We start from the raw sequence: 15,542 nt of genomic DNA, 5'->3' as shown, positions 1-15,542 counted from the left end.
ATCAGTTACGGAACGGGAACTTGAACGCTGCCAGCAGCGCCTTCGCTTCCGCATCGGTCTTCGCAGTGGTGGTGATGGCGATATCCATGCCGCGGATCGCGTCGACAGCGTCGAAGTCGATTTCCGGGAAGATGATCTGTTCCTTCACACCCATGTTGAAGTTGCCGCGACCGTCGAAGGAGCGACCGGACACACCACGGAAGTCGCGCACGCGCGGCAGCGAGATGTTGATCAGGCGATCCAGGAACTCGTACATCTTGTGGCGACGCAGCGTGGTCTTGCAGCCGATCGGCCAACCATCACGGATCTTGAACGACGCAACCGACACACGCGACTTGGTGACAACCGGCTTCTGGCCGGAAATCTTGGTCATGTCGCCGACGGCGTTTTCCAGGATCTTCTTGTTGGTGGCCGCTTCGCCGACACCCATGTTCAGGGTGACCTTGACAAGCTTCGGCACTTCCATCGGATTGGTGTAACCGAACTGCTTCATCAGCGCCGGCACCACTTCTTCCTTGTAGAACTTTTCGAGACGGGAACTCATCTTCTCATTCCTCAGGCGTCGAGCGCCTCACCGCTGGAGCGGAACACACGCAGTTTGCGTCCATCCTCCAGCACCTTGAAGCCAACGCGTTCGCCCTTGCCCGAAGCCGGGTTCAGCACATTCACGTTGGAGATATGGATCGAAGCTTCACGCTCGACCACGCCGCCGGCAACACCTGCCTGCGGGTTCGGCTTGGTGTGGCGCTTGACGATGTTCACGTTGCCGACGACCACACGGTCGCCGTCGACGCGGACGACTTCGCCCTGCTTGCCCTTGTCCTTGCCAGCGTTGACGACAACCTGGTCGCCCTTCTTGATACGGTTAGCCATGATTATCTCCTGTCGCTCACAGCACTTCGGGAGCGAGCGAGACGATCTTCATGAACTTCTCCGAACGAAGTTCACGAGTCACCGGCCCGAAGATACGGGTGCCGATCGGCTCCTGCTTGTTGTTCAGCAGGACGGCAGCGTTGCCGTCGAAGCGGATCAGCGAACCGTCGGCGCGACGCACACCCTTGCGGGTACGCACCACGACGGCGTCATACACTTCACCCTTCTTGACCTTGCCGCGCGGAATCGCATCCTTCACGGTGACCTTGATGATGTCGCCGATGCCGGCGTAACGGCGCTTGGAACCACCCAGCACCTTGAAGCACATCACCTGCTTGGCACCCGAATTGTCCGCGACGTCAAGGTAGCTCTGCATCTGGATCATGATTCAGCTCCTTATTCAGCCGCGCGCGTGATGACTTCCACCACGCGCCAGTTCTTGGTCTTGGACATCGGAGCAATCTCGGTCACGCGGACGACATCGCCTTCCTTGCAGGCGTTGTCGGCATCGTGGGCGTGCAGCTTCGTCGAGCGCTTGATGTACTTGCCGTACAGCGCGTGCTTGACCTGACGCTCAACCAGGACGGTAACCGTCTTGTCCATCTTGTTGCTGACGACACGGCCTTCGACCGTGCGCAGCGCCTTGTTTTCGATATTGTCGCTCATAGCGGCCGTCCTTACTTCGTGCTGCCGAGCAGCGTCTTGACGCGAGCAATCTCGCGACGGACGCGGCGGATATCGTGAGTCTTCGGCAGCTGGCCGGTGACCTGCTGCATACGGACAGAGAACTGTTCCTTACGCAGGTCGATCAGGTGGGCCTTCAGTTCGTCAGCCGACTTTTCACGGAGAGTTTTCAGTTCCATCAGCGCACCGTCCGGGTCACGAAAGTGGTGGTGACCGAGAGCTTGGCGGCGGCCAGGCGGAACGCCTCGCGTGCCACTTCCTCCGAGACACCCTCGATTTCATAGATCATGCGGCCGGGCTGGATCTGGGCCACCCAGTATTCCACGTTGCCCTTACCCGAACCCATTCGAACTTCGATGGGCTTCTTGGTGATGGGCTTGTCGGGGAACACACGGATCCACATCTTGCCGCCGCGCTTCACGTAGCGGCTGATCGAGCGGCGGGCCGCTTCGATCTGACGCGCGGTCAGCTGACCGTGGGCGGTTGCCTTGAGGCCGTATTCGCCGAAGCTGACAGCGTTGGCGCTCCAGCTCAGGCCGTCGTTACGGCCCTTGTGCACCTTGCGGTACTTGGTTCGCTTGGGTTGCAACATTGTCGTTACCTCGCTTCACGAGCCGGGCGCTGACGGTCACCGCGGTCGCCGCGATCGTGACGATCGTTGCGCGACGGGGTGTCGTCCTGCTTTTCCTGGCCAACCTGGGAGAAATCGAAGACCTCGCCCTTGTAGATCCAGACCTTGATGCCGATGATGCCGTAGGTCGTCTTGGCTTCAGCGAAGCCATAGTCGATGTCGGCACGCAGGGTGTGCAGCGGCACGCGGCCTTCGCGGTACCACTCCGAACGGGCGATTTCTGCACCGTTGAGGCGGCCACCCACGTTGACCTTGATGCCTAGGGCACCCAGGCGCATCGCGTTGCCGACCGAGCGCTTCATGGCGCGGCGGAACATGATGCGGCGCTCCAGCTGCTGGGCGATCGACTCGGCAACGAGCTGAGCGTCCAGTTCCGGCTTGCGCACTTCGGTGACGTTGATGTGCGCCGGGACGCCCATCATCTCGCTCACTTCCTTGCGCAGCTTCTCGATGTCCTCACCGCGCTTGCCGATCACCACGCCCGGACGGGCGGTGTGGATCGTCACGCGAGCGGTCTTGGCCGGACGCTCGATCAGGATCTTGCTGATGCCGGCCTGAGCCAGCTTCTTGCGCAGCATGTCGCGCACTTTCAGGTCGGCTGCCAGGTAACCAGCGAACTCGGCCTTGTTGGCGTACCACTTGGAGTTCCAGTCCTTGGAAATGCCGAGGCGGATACCAATCGGATGAACTTTATGACCCATGGTCTTTTCCTTATCCGCTTACTTGGCGGCGCCCACAACCACAGTGATGTGGCTGGTGCGCTTGAGGATGCGGGTACCGCGGCCTTTCGCCCGCGCCATGAAACGCTTCAGGGTCGGACCTTCATCAACCATGATGGTCTGAACCTTCAGCTCGTCGACGTCGGCGCCCTGGTTGTTCTCGGCATTTGCAATAGCCGACTCCACCACCTTCTTGATCAGGTGGGCAGCCTTCTTGTCCGAGAACTTCAGCAGATTGACCGCACGTTCGGCCGGCAGACCGCGCACCTGGTCAGCGACCAGACGAGCCTTCTGCGGGGAGATGCGCGCAGTGCGCAGGATGGCTTTCGCTTCCATTGTCATCTCTCCTTACTTACCCGACTTCTTGTCACCACCGTGACCCTTGAAGGTCCGGGTGATGGCAAATTCGCCGAGCTTGTGGCCGACCATGTTCTCGTTGACGAGAACCGGGATGTGGTTCTTGCCGTTATGCACGGCAATGGTGACGCCTACCATGTCAGGCAGGATCATCGAACGACGCGACCAGGTCTTGATCGGACGCTTGCTACCCGCAGCGGCAGCCACCTTAGCAACCAGGTGGTGATCGACAAACGGGCCCTTCTTGAGTGAACGTGCCATGGTCGATTAGCCCCTACGATCGCGGACGATGAACTGCTGAGTGCGCTTGTTATGGCGCGTCTTGTAACCCTTGGTCGGGACACCCCACGGGGTGACCGGATGCGGATTACCCTGGCCGGCCTTGGCCTCACCACCACCGTGCGGGTGGTCAACCGGGTTCATGGCAGCACCACGAACGGTCGGGCGGACGCCGCGCCAACGCTTGGCACCGGCCTTGCCCAGCTTTTCCAGGCTGTGCTCGTCGTTGCCGACTTCACCGATGGTGGCGCAGCACTCGACCGGAACCTTACGCATTTCACCCGAGCGCAGGCGCAGGGTGGCGTAGATGCCTTCGCGGGCAACCAGCTGCACGGCCGCACCAGCGGCGCGGGCGATCTGAGCACCCTTGCCGGGCTTCAGTTCGATGCAGTGGATGGTGGTACCGACCGGGATGTTGCGCAGCGGCAGGGTGTTACCTGCCTTGATCGGGGCGTCCGAACCAGCGATCACCTGATCACCAGCCTTCAGACCCTTCGGGGCGATGATGTAGCGACGCTCGCCGTCGACGTAGCACAGCAGGGCGATGTGGGCGGTGCGGTTCGGATCGTATTCGATGCGTTCCACGCGCGCCGGGATGCCCAGCTTGTTGCGCTTGAAGTCGATGATGCGGTAGTGCTGCTTGGCACCACCACCGACGTGACGCACGGTGATGCGGCCATGGTGGTTACGACCACCCGAGCGGCTCTGCGACTCGACCAGTGCGGCGTGCGGAGCACCCTTGTGCAGGTCGGGGGTAACCACGCGCACGGCCGAACGGCGGCCGGGGGAAGTGGGCTTGAATTTCATCAATGGCATGGGATGTACCTCAGGCCTTGGCCGTTACATCGATCGACTGGCCGTCGGCCAGGCGAACGTACGCCTTACGCCAATCGCCGCGGCGGCCAGCACGGTTACGGAAGGACTTGTTCTTGCCCTTGACGTTGACCACGTTGACAGCCTCGACCTTGACGCCGAACAGCTGCTCAACCGCGGCCTTTACATCGGCTTTGGTGGCTTCGTTCGAAACTTCGAAGGCATACTGGTTGGAGAGTTCCTGAATGCGAGCGGTCTTTTCGGAGACACGCGGGGCACGCAGCACGCTGAAGATTTTTTCGTTGCTGTTCATGCCAGCCACTCCTCGACCTTCTTGACCGCATCAGCGGTGATGACGACCGTGTCGGCACCGACCAGCGACACCGGGTCCAGACCCTGGACGTCACGCACCTGCACGTACGGCAGATTGCGAGCGGACAGGTACAGGTGCTCGGAGGCTTCTTCAGTGACGATCAGCGGGCGCTTGCCCACTTCCAGGCCGGCCAGCTTGGCGATCAGACCCTTCGTGTTGGTCACTTCGACATCGAAGGACTCCACGATGGTCAGACGGCCCTGACGGTTCAGCTCGGACAGGATCGCGCACATCGCGGCACGGTACTGCTTACGATTGACCTTCTGCTCGAAGCTGCGCGGCTTTGCCGCGAAGGTGACACCGCCGCCGACGAAGATCGGAGCCGTCAGTGCGCCATGACGCGCGCCGCCGCCCTTCTGCTTCTTCGACTTCTTGGTGGTACCTGCCACTTCGGAGCGAGTCTTCTGCGCCTTGGTGCCGGCGCGACCGGCGTTGCGGTAAGCAACGACGACCTGGTGGACCAGATCTTCGCTGAAATCGCGACCGAACACGGCGTCGGAGACCGAGACCTTGTTGTTGCTACCCGTGATAACGAGTTCCATCGTCATCTCTCCTTATGCCTTGCTCGCCGGACGGACGATCACGTCGCCACCCGCCGCACCCGGAACGGCGCCGCGAACCGCGATCAGACCGCGCTCCACGTCGACCTTGACCACTTCCAGGTTCTGCGTGCTCTGCTGCACTGCACCCATGTGGCCCGACATCTTCTTGCCCGGGAAAACGCGACCCGGGGTCTGGCGCTGGCCCAAGGAACCCGGCGCGCGATGCGACAGCGAGTTACCGTGGGTTGCATCGCCCATACGGAAGTTGTAGCGCTTGATGGTGCCCTGGAAGCCCTTACCCTTGGTGACACCCTGGACGTCGACGATCTGGCCGACTTCGAAGATGTCCGCCTTGACTTCGCCGCCAACGGCGAAATCGCCGAGCTGCGCGTCTTCAACGCGGAATTCCCACAGGCCACGACCCGCTTCCACCTTCGCCTTGGCGAAGTGGCCGGCTTCCGGCTTGTTGACCAGGGCAGCGCGACGAGCGCCGACGGTCACCTGCACGGCGCTGTAGCCATCGGTTTCGACGGTCTTGATCTGCGCGATGCGGTTGGGGGTTGCTTCGATCAGGGTCACCGGGATGGAGCGGCCATCTTCGGTGAACACGCGGCTCATGCCAGCCTTGCGGCCCACGAAGCCCAACGAATACTTCTTCGTCATGGTCGTAGTCCTCAGGTCAGCTTGATCTGAACGTCGACGCCGGCAGCCAGTTCGAGCTTCATCAGCGCGTCCACGGTCTTGTCATTCGGGTCAACGATATCGAGCACGCGCTTGTGCGTGCGGGTCTCGTACTGGTCACGCGCGTCCTTGTCGACGTGCGGGGAGACGAGGATGGTGTAACGCTCGATCTTGGTCGGCAGCGGGATCGGGCCACGCACTTGCGCGCCGGTCCGCTTGGCCGTCTCAACGATCTCGCTGGCCGAACGGTCGATCAGACGATGATCGAACGCTTTCAGCCGGATCCGGATCTTTTGGTCCGCCATGGCGGTAGGTTCCTTCGTTAAAAGAGCGACAGACAAAGCCTCTGGGTTGCTTTGCCCCATGAAATCCCTGAATACGGACGGCCCGCACTCCTGCAGGCCGACAAGGTCAATCCGTAGACCTCAAAAACGTAGGCAGACCTAGAAACAGGCCTGCCCAGACGACGAAGCATAATGGCACGCAAGGCAGCTGTCAACAGTTTCCTGTTGACGCCGCCTGAATGGCATTGACCCTTCCTGGTCCGGGGAACACAAGGCACATCCTGTGCCTACTTTCCCGTTTGATACGCCCCGATGCCCTACCCAGGCAACATCGGGGCGCAGAGTGTAGCAGATTACTCGATGATGGTGGAGACCACGCCGGCGCCGACGGTACGGCCACCTTCGCGGATTGCGAAGCGCAGGCCGGCGTCCATTGCGACCGGGTTGATCAGGGTGACAACCATCTTGATGTTGTCGCCCGGCATCACCATCTCGACGCCTTCCGGCAGCTCGACCGCACCGGTGATGTCGGTGGTACGGAAGTAGAACTGCGGACGGTAGCCCTTGAAGAACGGAGTGTGACGGCCGCCCTCGTCCTTCGACAGCACGTAGACTTCGGCGTCGAACTTGGTGTGCGGCTTGATCGAACCCGGCTTGGCCAGGACCTGGCCACGCTCGACGTCGTCACGCTTGGTGCCGCGCAGCAGCAGACCAGCGTTGTCGCCTGCCTGGCCCTGGTCCAGCAGCTTGCGGAACATTTCCACGCCGGTCACGGTGGTCTTCTGCACCGGACGGATGCCGACGATTTCGATTTCCTCGCCAACCTTGATCACGCCGCGCTCGATACGACCGGTCACCACGGTGCCGCGGCCCGAGATCGAGAACACGTCTTCCACCGGCATCAGGAACGGCTTGTCAACGTCACGCTCCGGGGTCGGGATCCAGCTGTCGAGAGCTTCGACCAGCTTGATCACGGCCGGCACGCCGATGTCGCTCTGGTCGCCTTCCAGCGCCAGGCGGGCCGAACCCGAGATGATCGGGGTGTCGTCGCCCGGGAAGTCGTACTTGCTCAGCAGCTCGCGGACTTCCATTTCGACCAGTTCCAGCAGCTCGGCATCGTCAACCATGTCGGCCTTGTTCAGGAACACGACGATGTACGGCACGCCGACCTGACGCGACAGCAGGATGTGCTCGCGGGTCTGCGGCATCGGGCCGTCAGCGGCCGAGCACACCAGGATCGCACCGTCCATCTGGGCGGCACCGGTGATCATGTTCTTGACGTAGTCAGCATGGCCCGGGCAATCGACGTGGGCGTAGTGACGGGTGGTGGATTCGTATTCGACGTGCGCGGTCGAGATCGTGATACCACGAGCCTTCTCTTCCGGAGCGGCGTCGATCGCCGAGTAATCCTTGAACTCGCCGCCGAAGCGCTCGGCGCCGATCTTGGTCAGCGCGGCGGTCAGCGTGGTCTTGCCATGATCGACGTGACCGATGGTGCCGACGTTGACGTGCGGCTTGGTGCGCTCGAACTTACCCTTTGCCATTGTTGTATCCCTTGATTGTCGTAAGTGGTTTCAGGAGAGGCTGAGCGAGGCTCAGCCCTTCTTCATGACGGCTTCGGCGATGTTGTTCGGCGCCGGCTCGTAATGGTCGAATTCCATGGTGAAGGTGGCGCGGCCCTGGGTCTGCGAACGCAGCGCAGTGGCGTAACCGAACATTTCACCCAGCGGGATCATCGCGTTGATGATCGAAGCGGAGCCGTCACCGGTGGTGTCGGAACCCTGCAGCACGCCGCGACGACGGCTCACGTCGCCCATCACGTCACCCTGGTAATCCTCCGGAGTCACGATCTCGACCTTCATGATCGGCTCCAGCAGCACCGGCTTGGCCTTGGCGAAGCCCTGCTTGAAGGCCATCGACGATGCCAGCTTGAACGCCATTTCCGAGGAGTCGACGTCGTGGTACGAACCGAAGACCAGCTTGACCTTCACGTCCACCACCGGGAAGCCAGCCAGCGGACCGCTGGTGATGGTTTCGCGCAGGCCCTTTTCGATCGAAGGAATGAATTCCTTCGGAATCACGCCGCCGGTGATGTCATTGACGAACAGGAAGTCGTCCTTGATGTTGGCCGACAGCTTGGCATCGGCACGGTCGGCAGCGGTCAGCGGCGACAGCTCGATCACGACGTGACCGTACTGACCCTTACCACCGGACTGCTTGGCGTGCTTGTAGTCCGACTTGACGTCGGCCAGGGTGATGGTTTCGCGGTAGGCAACCTGCGGCGCGCCGACGTTGGCTTCAACGTTGAACTCGCGCTTCAGGCGGTCGACGATGATGTCCAGGTGCAGCTCGCCCATGCCCGAGATGATGGTCTGGCCGGATTCTTCGTCGGTCTTGACGCGGAACGACGGATCTTCCTGCGCCAGACGGCCCAGGGCCAGACCCATCTTTTCCTGATCCGACTTGGTCTTCGGCTCGACAGCCATCGAGATCACCGGCTCCGGGAACGTCATGCGCTCCAGGATGATCGGCTGGTCGACCGAGCACAGGGTGTCACCGGTGGTGGTGTCCTTCAGGCCCACGGCAGCGGCGATGTCACCGGCCAGAACTTCCTTGATTTCTTCACGGTTGTTCGAATGCATCTGCAGGATGCGGCCGATGCGCTCCTTCTTGCCCTTCACCGAGTTCAGGACGGTGTCGCCACCGTTCAGGGTGCCCGAGTAGACACGGAAGAAGGTCAGTGCGCCGACGAACGGGTCGGTGATGATCTTGAAGGCCAGCGACGAGAACGGAGCCTTGTCGTCGGACTTGCGGGTCATGGCGACGTTTTCGTCATCCACGTCGGTACCGGTCACGTCCGGCACGTCGACCGGCGACGGCAGCAGCTGGATCACGCCGTCGAGCATGGCCTGCACGCCCTTGTTCTTGAACGCCGAACCGCAGTACATCGGAACGATTTCGGTGGCCAGGGTACGGGTACGCAGCGCGTTGATGATTTCAGCCTCGGCCAGCTCTTCGCCGCCCAGGTACTTTTCCATCAGCTCTTCGCTGGCTTCAGCCGCGGTTTCGATCATGAAGGTACGGGCTTCTTCAGCCTTTTCCTGCAGGTCGGCCGGAACTTCGCCGTACTCGAACTTCATGCCCTGCGAGGCTTCATCCCAATGGATGGCCTTCATCTTCAGCAGGTCGACGACGCCCTTGAAGCCGTCCTCGGCACCGATCGGCAGCTGCATCGGCACGGCGACAGCGCCGAGCTTGGCCTTCAGCTGGTCACGGACCTTGTAGAAGTTGGCGCCGGTGCGGTCCATCTTGTTGACGAACGCAATGCGCGGCACCTTGTAACGGTTGGCCTGGCGCCACACGGTTTCCGACTGCGGCTGCACGCCACCGACGGCACACAGCACGAACACCGCGCCATCGAGCACGCGCAGCGAACGCTCGACTTCGATGGTGAAGTCAACGTGCCCGGGGGTGTCGATGATGTTGAAGCGGTGCTCCGGCAGGGACTTGTCCATGCCCTTCCAGAACGCGGTGGTGGCAGCGGACTGGATCGTGATGCCACGCTCCTGCTCCTGCTCCATCCAGTCCATGGTGGCGGCGCCGTCATGCACTTCACCGATCTTGTGGCTCTTGCCGGTGTAGAACAGGATGCGCTCGGACGTGGTGGTCTTGCCGGCATCGATGTGAGCCATGATGCCGAAGTTACGGTAACGCTCGATGGGAGTGGAACGGGCCACGGGGAGCCTCTCAGATTTCTTGGATTTCGGATGGCCGAACGCCGCCTTGCGGCGGCCTTCGGATTGGCGCAGCCCTTCCGGGGCCGCGAGGCAGCACCGATGTGGTGCTGCCCTGCCTGTTTTACAAGGCCGTCAAACTCACCAGCGGTAGTGGGCGAAGGCCTTGTTGGCTTCGGCCATGCGGTGGGTTTCTTCGCGCTTCTTGATGGCGCCGCCACGGTTTTCCGAGGCGTCAATCAGTTCAGCAGCCAGCTTCTTCGGCATGGTGTTCTCACCACGCTTGCGCGCGGAGTCGATCAGCCAGCGCATGGCCAGGGCCATCTTGCGCGATGCACGCACTTCGACCGGCACCTGGTAGGTGGCACCACCGACACGGCGCGACTTCACTTCGACCGCCGGAGCGACGTTGTCCAGAGCCTTCTGCACCAGCTCGATCGAGTTGGCGTTCTTCTCGGCGATGACGTCCATGGCACCGTACACGATCTTCTCAGCGACGGACTTCTTGCCGCTCAGCATGACCATGTTGATGAAACGGGCGATGGTTTCGCTTCCGTGCTTCGGATCCGGCAGGACGGAACGCTGCGGAGTATTACCCTTACGCGACATAGTGGTCTCTCCTTATGCCTTCGGACGCTTGGCGCCGTACTTGGAACGGGCCTGGCGACGCTTGGCAACGCCGGCGGCGTCGAGCGAGCCACGAACGGTGTGGTAACGCACACCCGGCAGATCCTTGACGCGACCGCCACGGATCAGGACCACGGAGTGCTCCTGCAGGTTGTGGCCTTCGCCGCCGATGTAGGAAATGACTTCTTCCTGGTTGGTCAGGCGGACCTTGGCGACCTTGCGGAGAGCCGAGTTCGGCTTCTTCGGGGTGGTGGTGTAAACGCGCGTGCAGACGCCACGGCGCTGCGGGCACTTGTCGAGCGCCGGCGAGGCACTCTTGTACGTAGTAGCTTGCCGCGGCTTGCGGACCAGCTGGTTGATCGTCGCCATCAGTAGGTTCTTCTGATTGGTGGCCGGAAATCCGGCCAGAGATGCGGAAATGTTAAAGCAGGCCAAAATTCTGGCCTGCTGAGACAGACGATTGTAGCAACCTGTCAGGAAAGCAGTCAAACGCCTCCTGTCAAGCCCGTTCCTGATCCTGGAACGTTACTGGGGAGCCTCCGTGCACCCCGTTCAGGTTGACCGGGTGGATCGTGGACGATCCCCCCTGCCCTTTCCCAATGGCCGACCGGTGCAGTCGAGCAAGCTCGACTGCCGGCCGGACCTGATACCTCATTCTTCGCCAGACGCCTGTTCTGCTTCGGCTTCAACGGCCGGAGCTTCAACGGCTGCCGGGGTGCCGGTCAGGGCCTGCATCTCCGAGTCGGTGAGACCCGAAGCGCCACGGCGGCGGCTGCTGTGGTACGACAGACCGGTACCGGCCGGGATCAGGCGGCCGACGATGACGTTTTCCTTCAGCCCGCGCAGGTTGTCCTTGGTGCCGCGGACGGCAGCCTCGGTCAGCACGCGGGTGGTTTCCTGGAACGAAGCGGCCGAGATGAACGATTCGGTCGCCAGCGATGCCTTGGTGATACCCAGCAGGACCGGATCGAAGCGCGCCGGCAGCTCGTTGCGGGTCGACAGGCGCGCATTCTCCTCGATTACGCGCTGACGCTCCACCTGTTCGCCGTTCAGGAACTTGCTGCTGCCCTGGTCGGTGATCTCGACCTTGCGCAGCATCTGGCGGGTGATGACCTCGATGTGCTTGTCGTTGATCTTCACGCCCTGCAGGCGGTACACGTCCTGGATTTCCTTCACCAGGTAGGCAGCCAGCGGTTCGACACCCAGCAGACGCAGGATGTCCTGCGGGCTCGGCTCGCCGTCCACGATGGTTTCACCCTTGGTGACATGCTCGCCTTCGAACACGATGACCTGGCGGTACTTCGGGATCAGCTCTTCGTGTTCCGAACCATCGGTGTCCTTGATGATCAGGCGCTGCTTGCCCTTGGTGTCCTTGCCGAAGCTGATGATGCCCGAACGCTCGGCCAGCACCGCCGGATCCTTCGGCTTGCGGGCTTCGAACAGATCGGCCACGCGCGGCAGACCACCGGTGATGTCGCGGGTCTTCGACGCTTCCTGCGGGATCTTGGCGACGACGTCGCCCACGCCCACTGCGGCGCCGTCCTGCAGGTTGACGATCGAACGCGGCGGCAGCAGGTACTGCGCCGGCAGATCGGTGCCCGGGATGGTCAGGTCGTTGCCCTTGGCGTCGACGATGCGCACGATCGGGCGCAGGTCCTTGGCCTGGGTACCACGACGCTTCGGATCGGTGATTTCGCGCGAAGCGAGGCCGGTCAGCTCGTCGGTCTTCTCGATGACGGTGACGCCGTCGACGAAGTCGATGAAGCGGATGAAGCCGGCAACTTCCGACACGATCGGGTGGTTATGCGGATCCCAGTTGGCCACGGTCTGGCCAGCCTTCACTGCATCGCCGTCCTTCGAAGCGATCATCGAACCGTACGGCAGCTTGTAACGCTCACGCTCACGGCCGTGGGCATCGAGCACCGAGATTTCGCCCGAACGCGACACTGCTACCAGCGAGCCATTGGCGTGCTCGACCGACTTGAGGTTGCTGAACTTGACCGAACCGGTAGTCTTGACGGTGATGTTGTCGACCGCAGCAGCTCGCGATGCCGCACCACCGATGTGGAACGTACGCATGGTCAGCTGGGTACCCGGCTCACCGATCGACTGTGCGGCGATGACGCCGACGGCTTCGCCGATGTTGACGATGTGGCCACGGGCCAGATCGCGGCCGTAGCAGCGACCGCAGACGCCGAACGCCGACTCGCAGGAGATCGTCGAACGGACCTTGATGGTCTGCACGCCGGCATCTTCCAGCTTGGCCACCCAGGCTTCGTCCAGCAGGGTGTTGCGGGTGACGATCGGATCTTCGTCATTGCCCGGCAGGAACACGTCCTCGGCAACCACGCGACCCAGCACGCGATCCTTCAACGGCTCGACCACGTCGCCGCCTTCCACGATCGGGGTCATGATCAGGCCTTCGGTGGTACCGCAATCCACCTCGGTGATGACCACGTCCTGCGCGACGTCGACCAGACGACGGGTCAGGTAACCCGAGTTCGCGGTCTTCAGCGCGGTATCGGCCAGACCCTTACGGGCACCGTGGGTGGAGTTGAAGTACTCCTGCACGTTCAGGCCTTCGCGGAAGTTCGCCTTGATGGGCGTCTCGATGATCGAGCCATCCGGACGGGCCATCAGGCCACGCATGCCGGCCAGCTGACGGATCTGCGCCTGCGAACCACGCGCACCGGAGTCGGCCATGATGTACAGCGAGTTCATCGACTTCTGGTCGATGGTCTCGCCCTTGGCATTGACGACCTTCTCGGTACCGATGGTGTCCATCATCGCCTTGGCGATGCGCTCATTGGTGCGCGACCAGATGTCGACCACCTTGTTGTAGCGCTCGCCGGCGGTGACCAGGCCCGACTGGTACTGCTCCTGGATTTCCAGCACTTCGGCTTCGGCCTCGGTGAGGATGCCCTTCTTCTCGTCCGGGATCAGCATGTCGTCGATGCCGATGGAGACGCCGGCGCGGGTCGCGTAAGCGAAGCCGGTGTACATCAGCTTGTCGGCGAACACGACCGTGTCCTTCAGACCCAGCTGGCGGTAGCTGGAGTTGATCAGGCGGCTGATGTTCTTCTTGGTCAGCTCGGTGTTGGCCAGCGCGAACGGCAGGCCTTCCGGCAGGATTTCAGCCAGCAGGGCGCGACCGATCGTGGTGTCCACGATCGAGGTCTTCGGCTGCTTGTTGCCTTCTTCGTCGGTCACCACTTCGGTGATGCGGACCTTGACGCGTGCGTGCAGTTCCACCACGCGGTTGTCGTAGGCGCGCTTCACTTCGGCGATGTTGGCGAAGGCCATGCCCTCGCCCTTCTTGTTCTCCAGCGAGCGGGTCATGTAGTACAGACCCAGCACGACGTCCTGCGACGGCACGATGATCGGCTCACCGTTGGCCGGCGACAGGATGTTGTTGGTCGACATCATCAGCGCACGCGCTTCCAGCTGGGCTTCCAGCGAGAGCGGCACGTGGACGGCCATCTGGTCACCGTCGAAGTCGGCGTTGAACGCGGTGCAGACCAGCGGGTGCAGCTGGATGGCCTTGCCTTCGATCAGCACCGGCTCGAACGCCTGGATGCCCAGACGGTGCAGGGTCGGCGCACGGTTCAGCATGACCGGGTGTTCGCGGATGACCTCTTCCAGGATGTCCCAGACTTCGGCTTCTTCGCGCTCGACCAGCTTCTTGGCGGCCTTGATGGTGGTAGCCAGGCCACGACGCTGCAGCTTGGCGAAGACGAACGGCTTGAACAGCTCGAGCGCCATCTTCTTCGGCAGGCCGCACTGGTGCAGGCGCAGGTACGGACCGACCACGATGACCGAACGGCCCGAGTAGTCGACGCGCTTGCCCAGCAGGTTCTGGCGGAAGCGACCCTGCTTGCCCTTGATCATGTCGGCCAGCGACTTCAGCGGGCGCTTGTTGGTGCCGGTGATGGCACGGCCGCGACGGCCATTGTCCAGCAGCGCATCGACCGATTCCTGCAGCATGCGCTTTTCATTGCGCACGATGATGTCCGGCGCGCTCAGTTCAAGCAGGCGGCGCAGGCGGTTGTTGCGGTTGATGACGCGGCGGTACAGGTCGTTCAGGTCGGAGGTCGCGAAGCGGCCGCCATCCAGCGGGACCAGCGGACGCAGGTCCGGCGGCAGCACCGGCAGCACGGTCATGACCATCCATTCCGGACGGTTGCCCGATTCCAGGAAGGCTTCGATCAGCTTGATGCGCTTGGTGAGGCGCTTCAGCTTGGTTTCCGAACCGGTAGCGGCGATTTCTTCGCGCAGGCGGGTCATTTCCGACTGCAGGTCGATGGTGCGCAGCAGTTCGTACACGGCCTCGGCGCCCATGGCGGCGTCGAAGTCGTCACCGTGTTCCTGGCGGGCGGTCAGGTACTGTTCTTCGGTCAGCAGCTGGCGGCGCTCCAGGGCGGTCAGGCCCGGCTCGGTCACCACGTAGGCTTCGAAGTACAGCACGCGCTCGATGTCACGCAGGGTCATGTCCAGCATCAGGCCAATGCGCGACGGCAGCGACTTGAGGAACCAGATGTGCGCGACCGGTGAGGCCAGGTCGATGTGGCCCATGCGCTCGCGGCGCACCTTGGCCAGGGTCACTTCGGTGCCGCACTTCTCGCAGACCACGCCGCGGTGCTTCATGCGCTTGTACTTGCCGCACAGGCACTCGTAGTCCTTGACCGGCCCGAAGATGGCGGCGCAGAACAGGCCGTCACGCTCCGGCTTGAAGGTACGGTAGTTGATGGTTTCCGGCTTCTTCACTTCGCCGAAGGACCACGAACGGATCAGGTCCGGCGAGGCCAGCGCGATCTTGATCGCGTCGAAGTCCAGCGTCTGGCGCTGCTGGTTGAAGAGGTTGAGCAGGTCTTTCATGGTGTTCTCCAGAAGGAGGAATGCTGTGTCGATGGGCTTTCAGTTGACTGCCAGCGGCGCGGCGGCGGAC

19 protein-coding genes are annotated in these 15,542 nt (G+C 62.3%); all 19 read right to left on the bottom strand.

Annotated features, from left to right (window positions below):
* Window position 1: 1 nt before the first annotated feature.
* Window positions 2-544 carry a 50S ribosomal protein L5 gene (gene rplE, locus AC1VXD_RS10930; RefSeq protein ID WP_079220757.1) on the bottom strand — a complete coding sequence of 181 codons (543 nt, stop codon included), beginning with the start codon at window positions 542-544 and terminating at the stop codon, window positions 2-4.
* An 11-nt stretch (window positions 545-555) separates the two neighbouring features.
* Entirely contained in the window at window positions 556-873 is a 318-nt protein-coding gene (rplX, locus tag AC1VXD_RS10925; protein WP_079220756.1) for a 50S ribosomal protein L24, read from the bottom strand.
* A gap of 16 nt (window positions 874-889) precedes the next feature.
* Window positions 890-1,258 (bottom strand): 50S ribosomal protein L14, encoded by a 369-nt coding sequence (gene rplN, locus AC1VXD_RS10920; RefSeq protein ID WP_010483978.1) that lies wholly within the window; start codon window positions 1,256-1,258, stop codon window positions 890-892.
* A gap of 11 nt (window positions 1,259-1,269) precedes the next feature.
* On the bottom strand, window positions 1,270-1,539 hold the full coding sequence (rpsQ, locus tag AC1VXD_RS10915) for a 30S ribosomal protein S17 (RefSeq protein ID WP_079220755.1): 270 nt from the start codon (window positions 1,537-1,539) through the stop codon (window positions 1,270-1,272).
* A gap of 11 nt (window positions 1,540-1,550) precedes the next feature.
* The gene (gene rpmC / locus AC1VXD_RS10910) at window positions 1,551-1,736 is read right to left on the bottom strand and encodes a 50S ribosomal protein L29 (RefSeq protein WP_004145353.1); all 186 of its coding nucleotides are present in this window, start codon (window positions 1,734-1,736) and stop codon (window positions 1,551-1,553) included.
* Window positions 1,736-2,149 (bottom strand): 50S ribosomal protein L16, encoded by a 414-nt coding sequence (gene rplP, locus AC1VXD_RS10905; RefSeq protein ID WP_004154486.1) that lies wholly within the window; start codon window positions 2,147-2,149, stop codon window positions 1,736-1,738. The genes rpmC and rplP overlap by 1 nt, the downstream gene beginning before the upstream one ends.
* Before the next feature lie 5 nt (window positions 2,150-2,154).
* A complete protein-coding gene (gene rpsC, locus AC1VXD_RS10900; protein ID WP_005415414.1) occupies window positions 2,155-2,889 on the bottom strand; it encodes a 30S ribosomal protein S3 in 735 nt (244 codons plus the stop codon).
* Window positions 2,890-2,907: 18 nt separating this feature from the next.
* A complete protein-coding gene (rplV, locus tag AC1VXD_RS10895; protein WP_004145348.1) occupies window positions 2,908-3,243 on the bottom strand; it encodes a 50S ribosomal protein L22 in 336 nt (111 codons plus the stop codon).
* 12 nt (window positions 3,244-3,255) lie between these two features.
* Complete coding sequence (gene rpsS, locus AC1VXD_RS10890; protein ID WP_004145340.1) at window positions 3,256-3,525, bottom strand: 30S ribosomal protein S19; 270 nt, start codon at window positions 3,523-3,525, stop codon at window positions 3,256-3,258.
* Between the two features lie 6 nt (window positions 3,526-3,531).
* On the bottom strand, window positions 3,532-4,359 hold the full coding sequence (gene rplB / locus AC1VXD_RS10885) for a 50S ribosomal protein L2 (RefSeq protein WP_004145339.1): 828 nt from the start codon (window positions 4,357-4,359) through the stop codon (window positions 3,532-3,534).
* Window positions 4,360-4,369: 10 nt separating this feature from the next.
* Window positions 4,370-4,669: a 50S ribosomal protein L23 gene (gene rplW / locus AC1VXD_RS10880; protein ID WP_079220754.1), complete on the bottom strand. Its 300-nt coding sequence runs from the start codon at window positions 4,667-4,669 to the stop codon at window positions 4,370-4,372.
* Window positions 4,666-5,271: a 50S ribosomal protein L4 gene (gene rplD / locus AC1VXD_RS10875; RefSeq protein ID WP_004145337.1), complete on the bottom strand. Its 606-nt coding sequence runs from the start codon at window positions 5,269-5,271 to the stop codon at window positions 4,666-4,668. Before rplD ends, rplW begins: the two co-directional genes overlap by 4 nt.
* Before the next feature lie 12 nt (window positions 5,272-5,283).
* Window positions 5,284-5,934, bottom strand: a complete 651-nt coding sequence (rplC, locus tag AC1VXD_RS10870) for a 50S ribosomal protein L3 (protein WP_025879301.1) — start codon at window positions 5,932-5,934, stop codon at window positions 5,284-5,286.
* A gap of 11 nt (window positions 5,935-5,945) precedes the next feature.
* A complete protein-coding gene (gene rpsJ / locus AC1VXD_RS10865) occupies window positions 5,946-6,257 on the bottom strand; it encodes a 30S ribosomal protein S10 (RefSeq protein WP_010341589.1) in 312 nt (103 codons plus the stop codon).
* Window positions 6,258-6,589: 332 nt separating this feature from the next.
* Window positions 6,590-7,780, bottom strand: a complete 1,191-nt coding sequence (gene tuf / locus AC1VXD_RS10860; protein WP_108746020.1) for an elongation factor Tu — start codon at window positions 7,778-7,780, stop codon at window positions 6,590-6,592.
* Window positions 7,781-7,831: 51 nt separating this feature from the next.
* Complete coding sequence (gene fusA, locus AC1VXD_RS10855; protein ID WP_482992058.1) at window positions 7,832-9,973, bottom strand: elongation factor G; 2,142 nt, start codon at window positions 9,971-9,973, stop codon at window positions 7,832-7,834.
* 138 nt (window positions 9,974-10,111) lie between these two features.
* Window positions 10,112-10,579, bottom strand: coding sequence for a 30S ribosomal protein S7 (gene rpsG / locus AC1VXD_RS10850; RefSeq protein ID WP_108767848.1), 468 nt, complete (start codon window positions 10,577-10,579; stop codon window positions 10,112-10,114).
* A 12-nt stretch (window positions 10,580-10,591) separates the two neighbouring features.
* A complete protein-coding gene (gene rpsL, locus AC1VXD_RS10845; RefSeq protein WP_004145320.1) occupies window positions 10,592-10,966 on the bottom strand; it encodes a 30S ribosomal protein S12 in 375 nt (124 codons plus the stop codon).
* A gap of 282 nt (window positions 10,967-11,248) precedes the next feature.
* Entirely contained in the window at window positions 11,249-15,472 is a 4,224-nt protein-coding gene (gene rpoC, locus AC1VXD_RS10840; protein ID WP_482992057.1) for a DNA-directed RNA polymerase subunit beta', read from the bottom strand.
* Window positions 15,473-15,542 lie beyond the last annotated feature (70 nt).

Source organism: Stenotrophomonas sp. STEN054, from assembly GCF_056854535.1.
This window is presented reverse-complemented; position numbering and strand designations above follow the sequence as displayed.

Bases quoted from the DNA above. Each gene is read 5' to 3' on its own strand.
- rplC (WP_025879301.1), bottom strand. From the start codon at position 5,934: ATGACGAAGAAGTATTCGTTGGGCTTCGTGGGCCGCAAGGCTGGCATG.
- rplD (WP_004145337.1), bottom strand. From the start codon at position 5,271: ATGGAACTCGTTATCACGGGTAGCAACAACAAGGTCTCGGTCTCCGAC.
- rpsS (WP_004145340.1), bottom strand. From the start codon at position 3,525: ATGGCACGTTCACTCAAGAAGGGCCCGTTTGTCGATCACCACCTGGTT.
- rpoC (WP_482992057.1), bottom strand. From the start codon at position 15,472: ATGAAAGACCTGCTCAACCTCTTCAACCAGCAGCGCCAGACGCTGGAC.
- rplX (WP_079220756.1), bottom strand. From the start codon at position 873: ATGGCTAACCGTATCAAGAAGGGCGACCAGGTTGTCGTCAACGCTGGC.
- rplE (WP_079220757.1), bottom strand. From the start codon at position 544: ATGAGTTCCCGTCTCGAAAAGTTCTACAAGGAAGAAGTGGTGCCGGCG.
- rplN (WP_010483978.1), bottom strand. From the start codon at position 1,258: ATGATCCAGATGCAGAGCTACCTTGACGTCGCGGACAATTCGGGTGCC.
- rpsG (WP_108767848.1), bottom strand. From the start codon at position 10,579: ATGTCGCGTAAGGGTAATACTCCGCAGCGTTCCGTCCTGCCGGATCCG.
- tuf (WP_108746020.1), bottom strand. From the start codon at position 7,780: ATGGCAAAGGGTAAGTTCGAGCGCACCAAGCCGCACGTCAACGTCGGC.
- rpsQ (WP_079220755.1), bottom strand. From the start codon at position 1,539: ATGAGCGACAATATCGAAAACAAGGCGCTGCGCACGGTCGAAGGCCGT.
- rpsL (WP_004145320.1), bottom strand. From the start codon at position 10,966: ATGGCGACGATCAACCAGCTGGTCCGCAAGCCGCGGCAAGCTACTACG.
- rpsC (WP_005415414.1), bottom strand. From the start codon at position 2,889: ATGGGTCATAAAGTTCATCCGATTGGTATCCGCCTCGGCATTTCCAAG.
- rplB (WP_004145339.1), bottom strand. From the start codon at position 4,359: ATGCCATTGATGAAATTCAAGCCCACTTCCCCCGGCCGCCGTTCGGCC.
- rplW (WP_079220754.1), bottom strand. From the start codon at position 4,669: ATGAACAGCAACGAAAAAATCTTCAGCGTGCTGCGTGCCCCGCGTGTC.
- rplP (WP_004154486.1), bottom strand. From the start codon at position 2,149: ATGTTGCAACCCAAGCGAACCAAGTACCGCAAGGTGCACAAGGGCCGT.
- rpsJ (WP_010341589.1), bottom strand. From the start codon at position 6,257: ATGGCGGACCAAAAGATCCGGATCCGGCTGAAAGCGTTCGATCATCGT.
- rplV (WP_004145348.1), bottom strand. From the start codon at position 3,243: ATGGAAGCGAAAGCCATCCTGCGCACTGCGCGCATCTCCCCGCAGAAG.
- rpmC (WP_004145353.1), bottom strand. From the start codon at position 1,736: ATGGAACTGAAAACTCTCCGTGAAAAGTCGGCTGACGAACTGAAGGCC.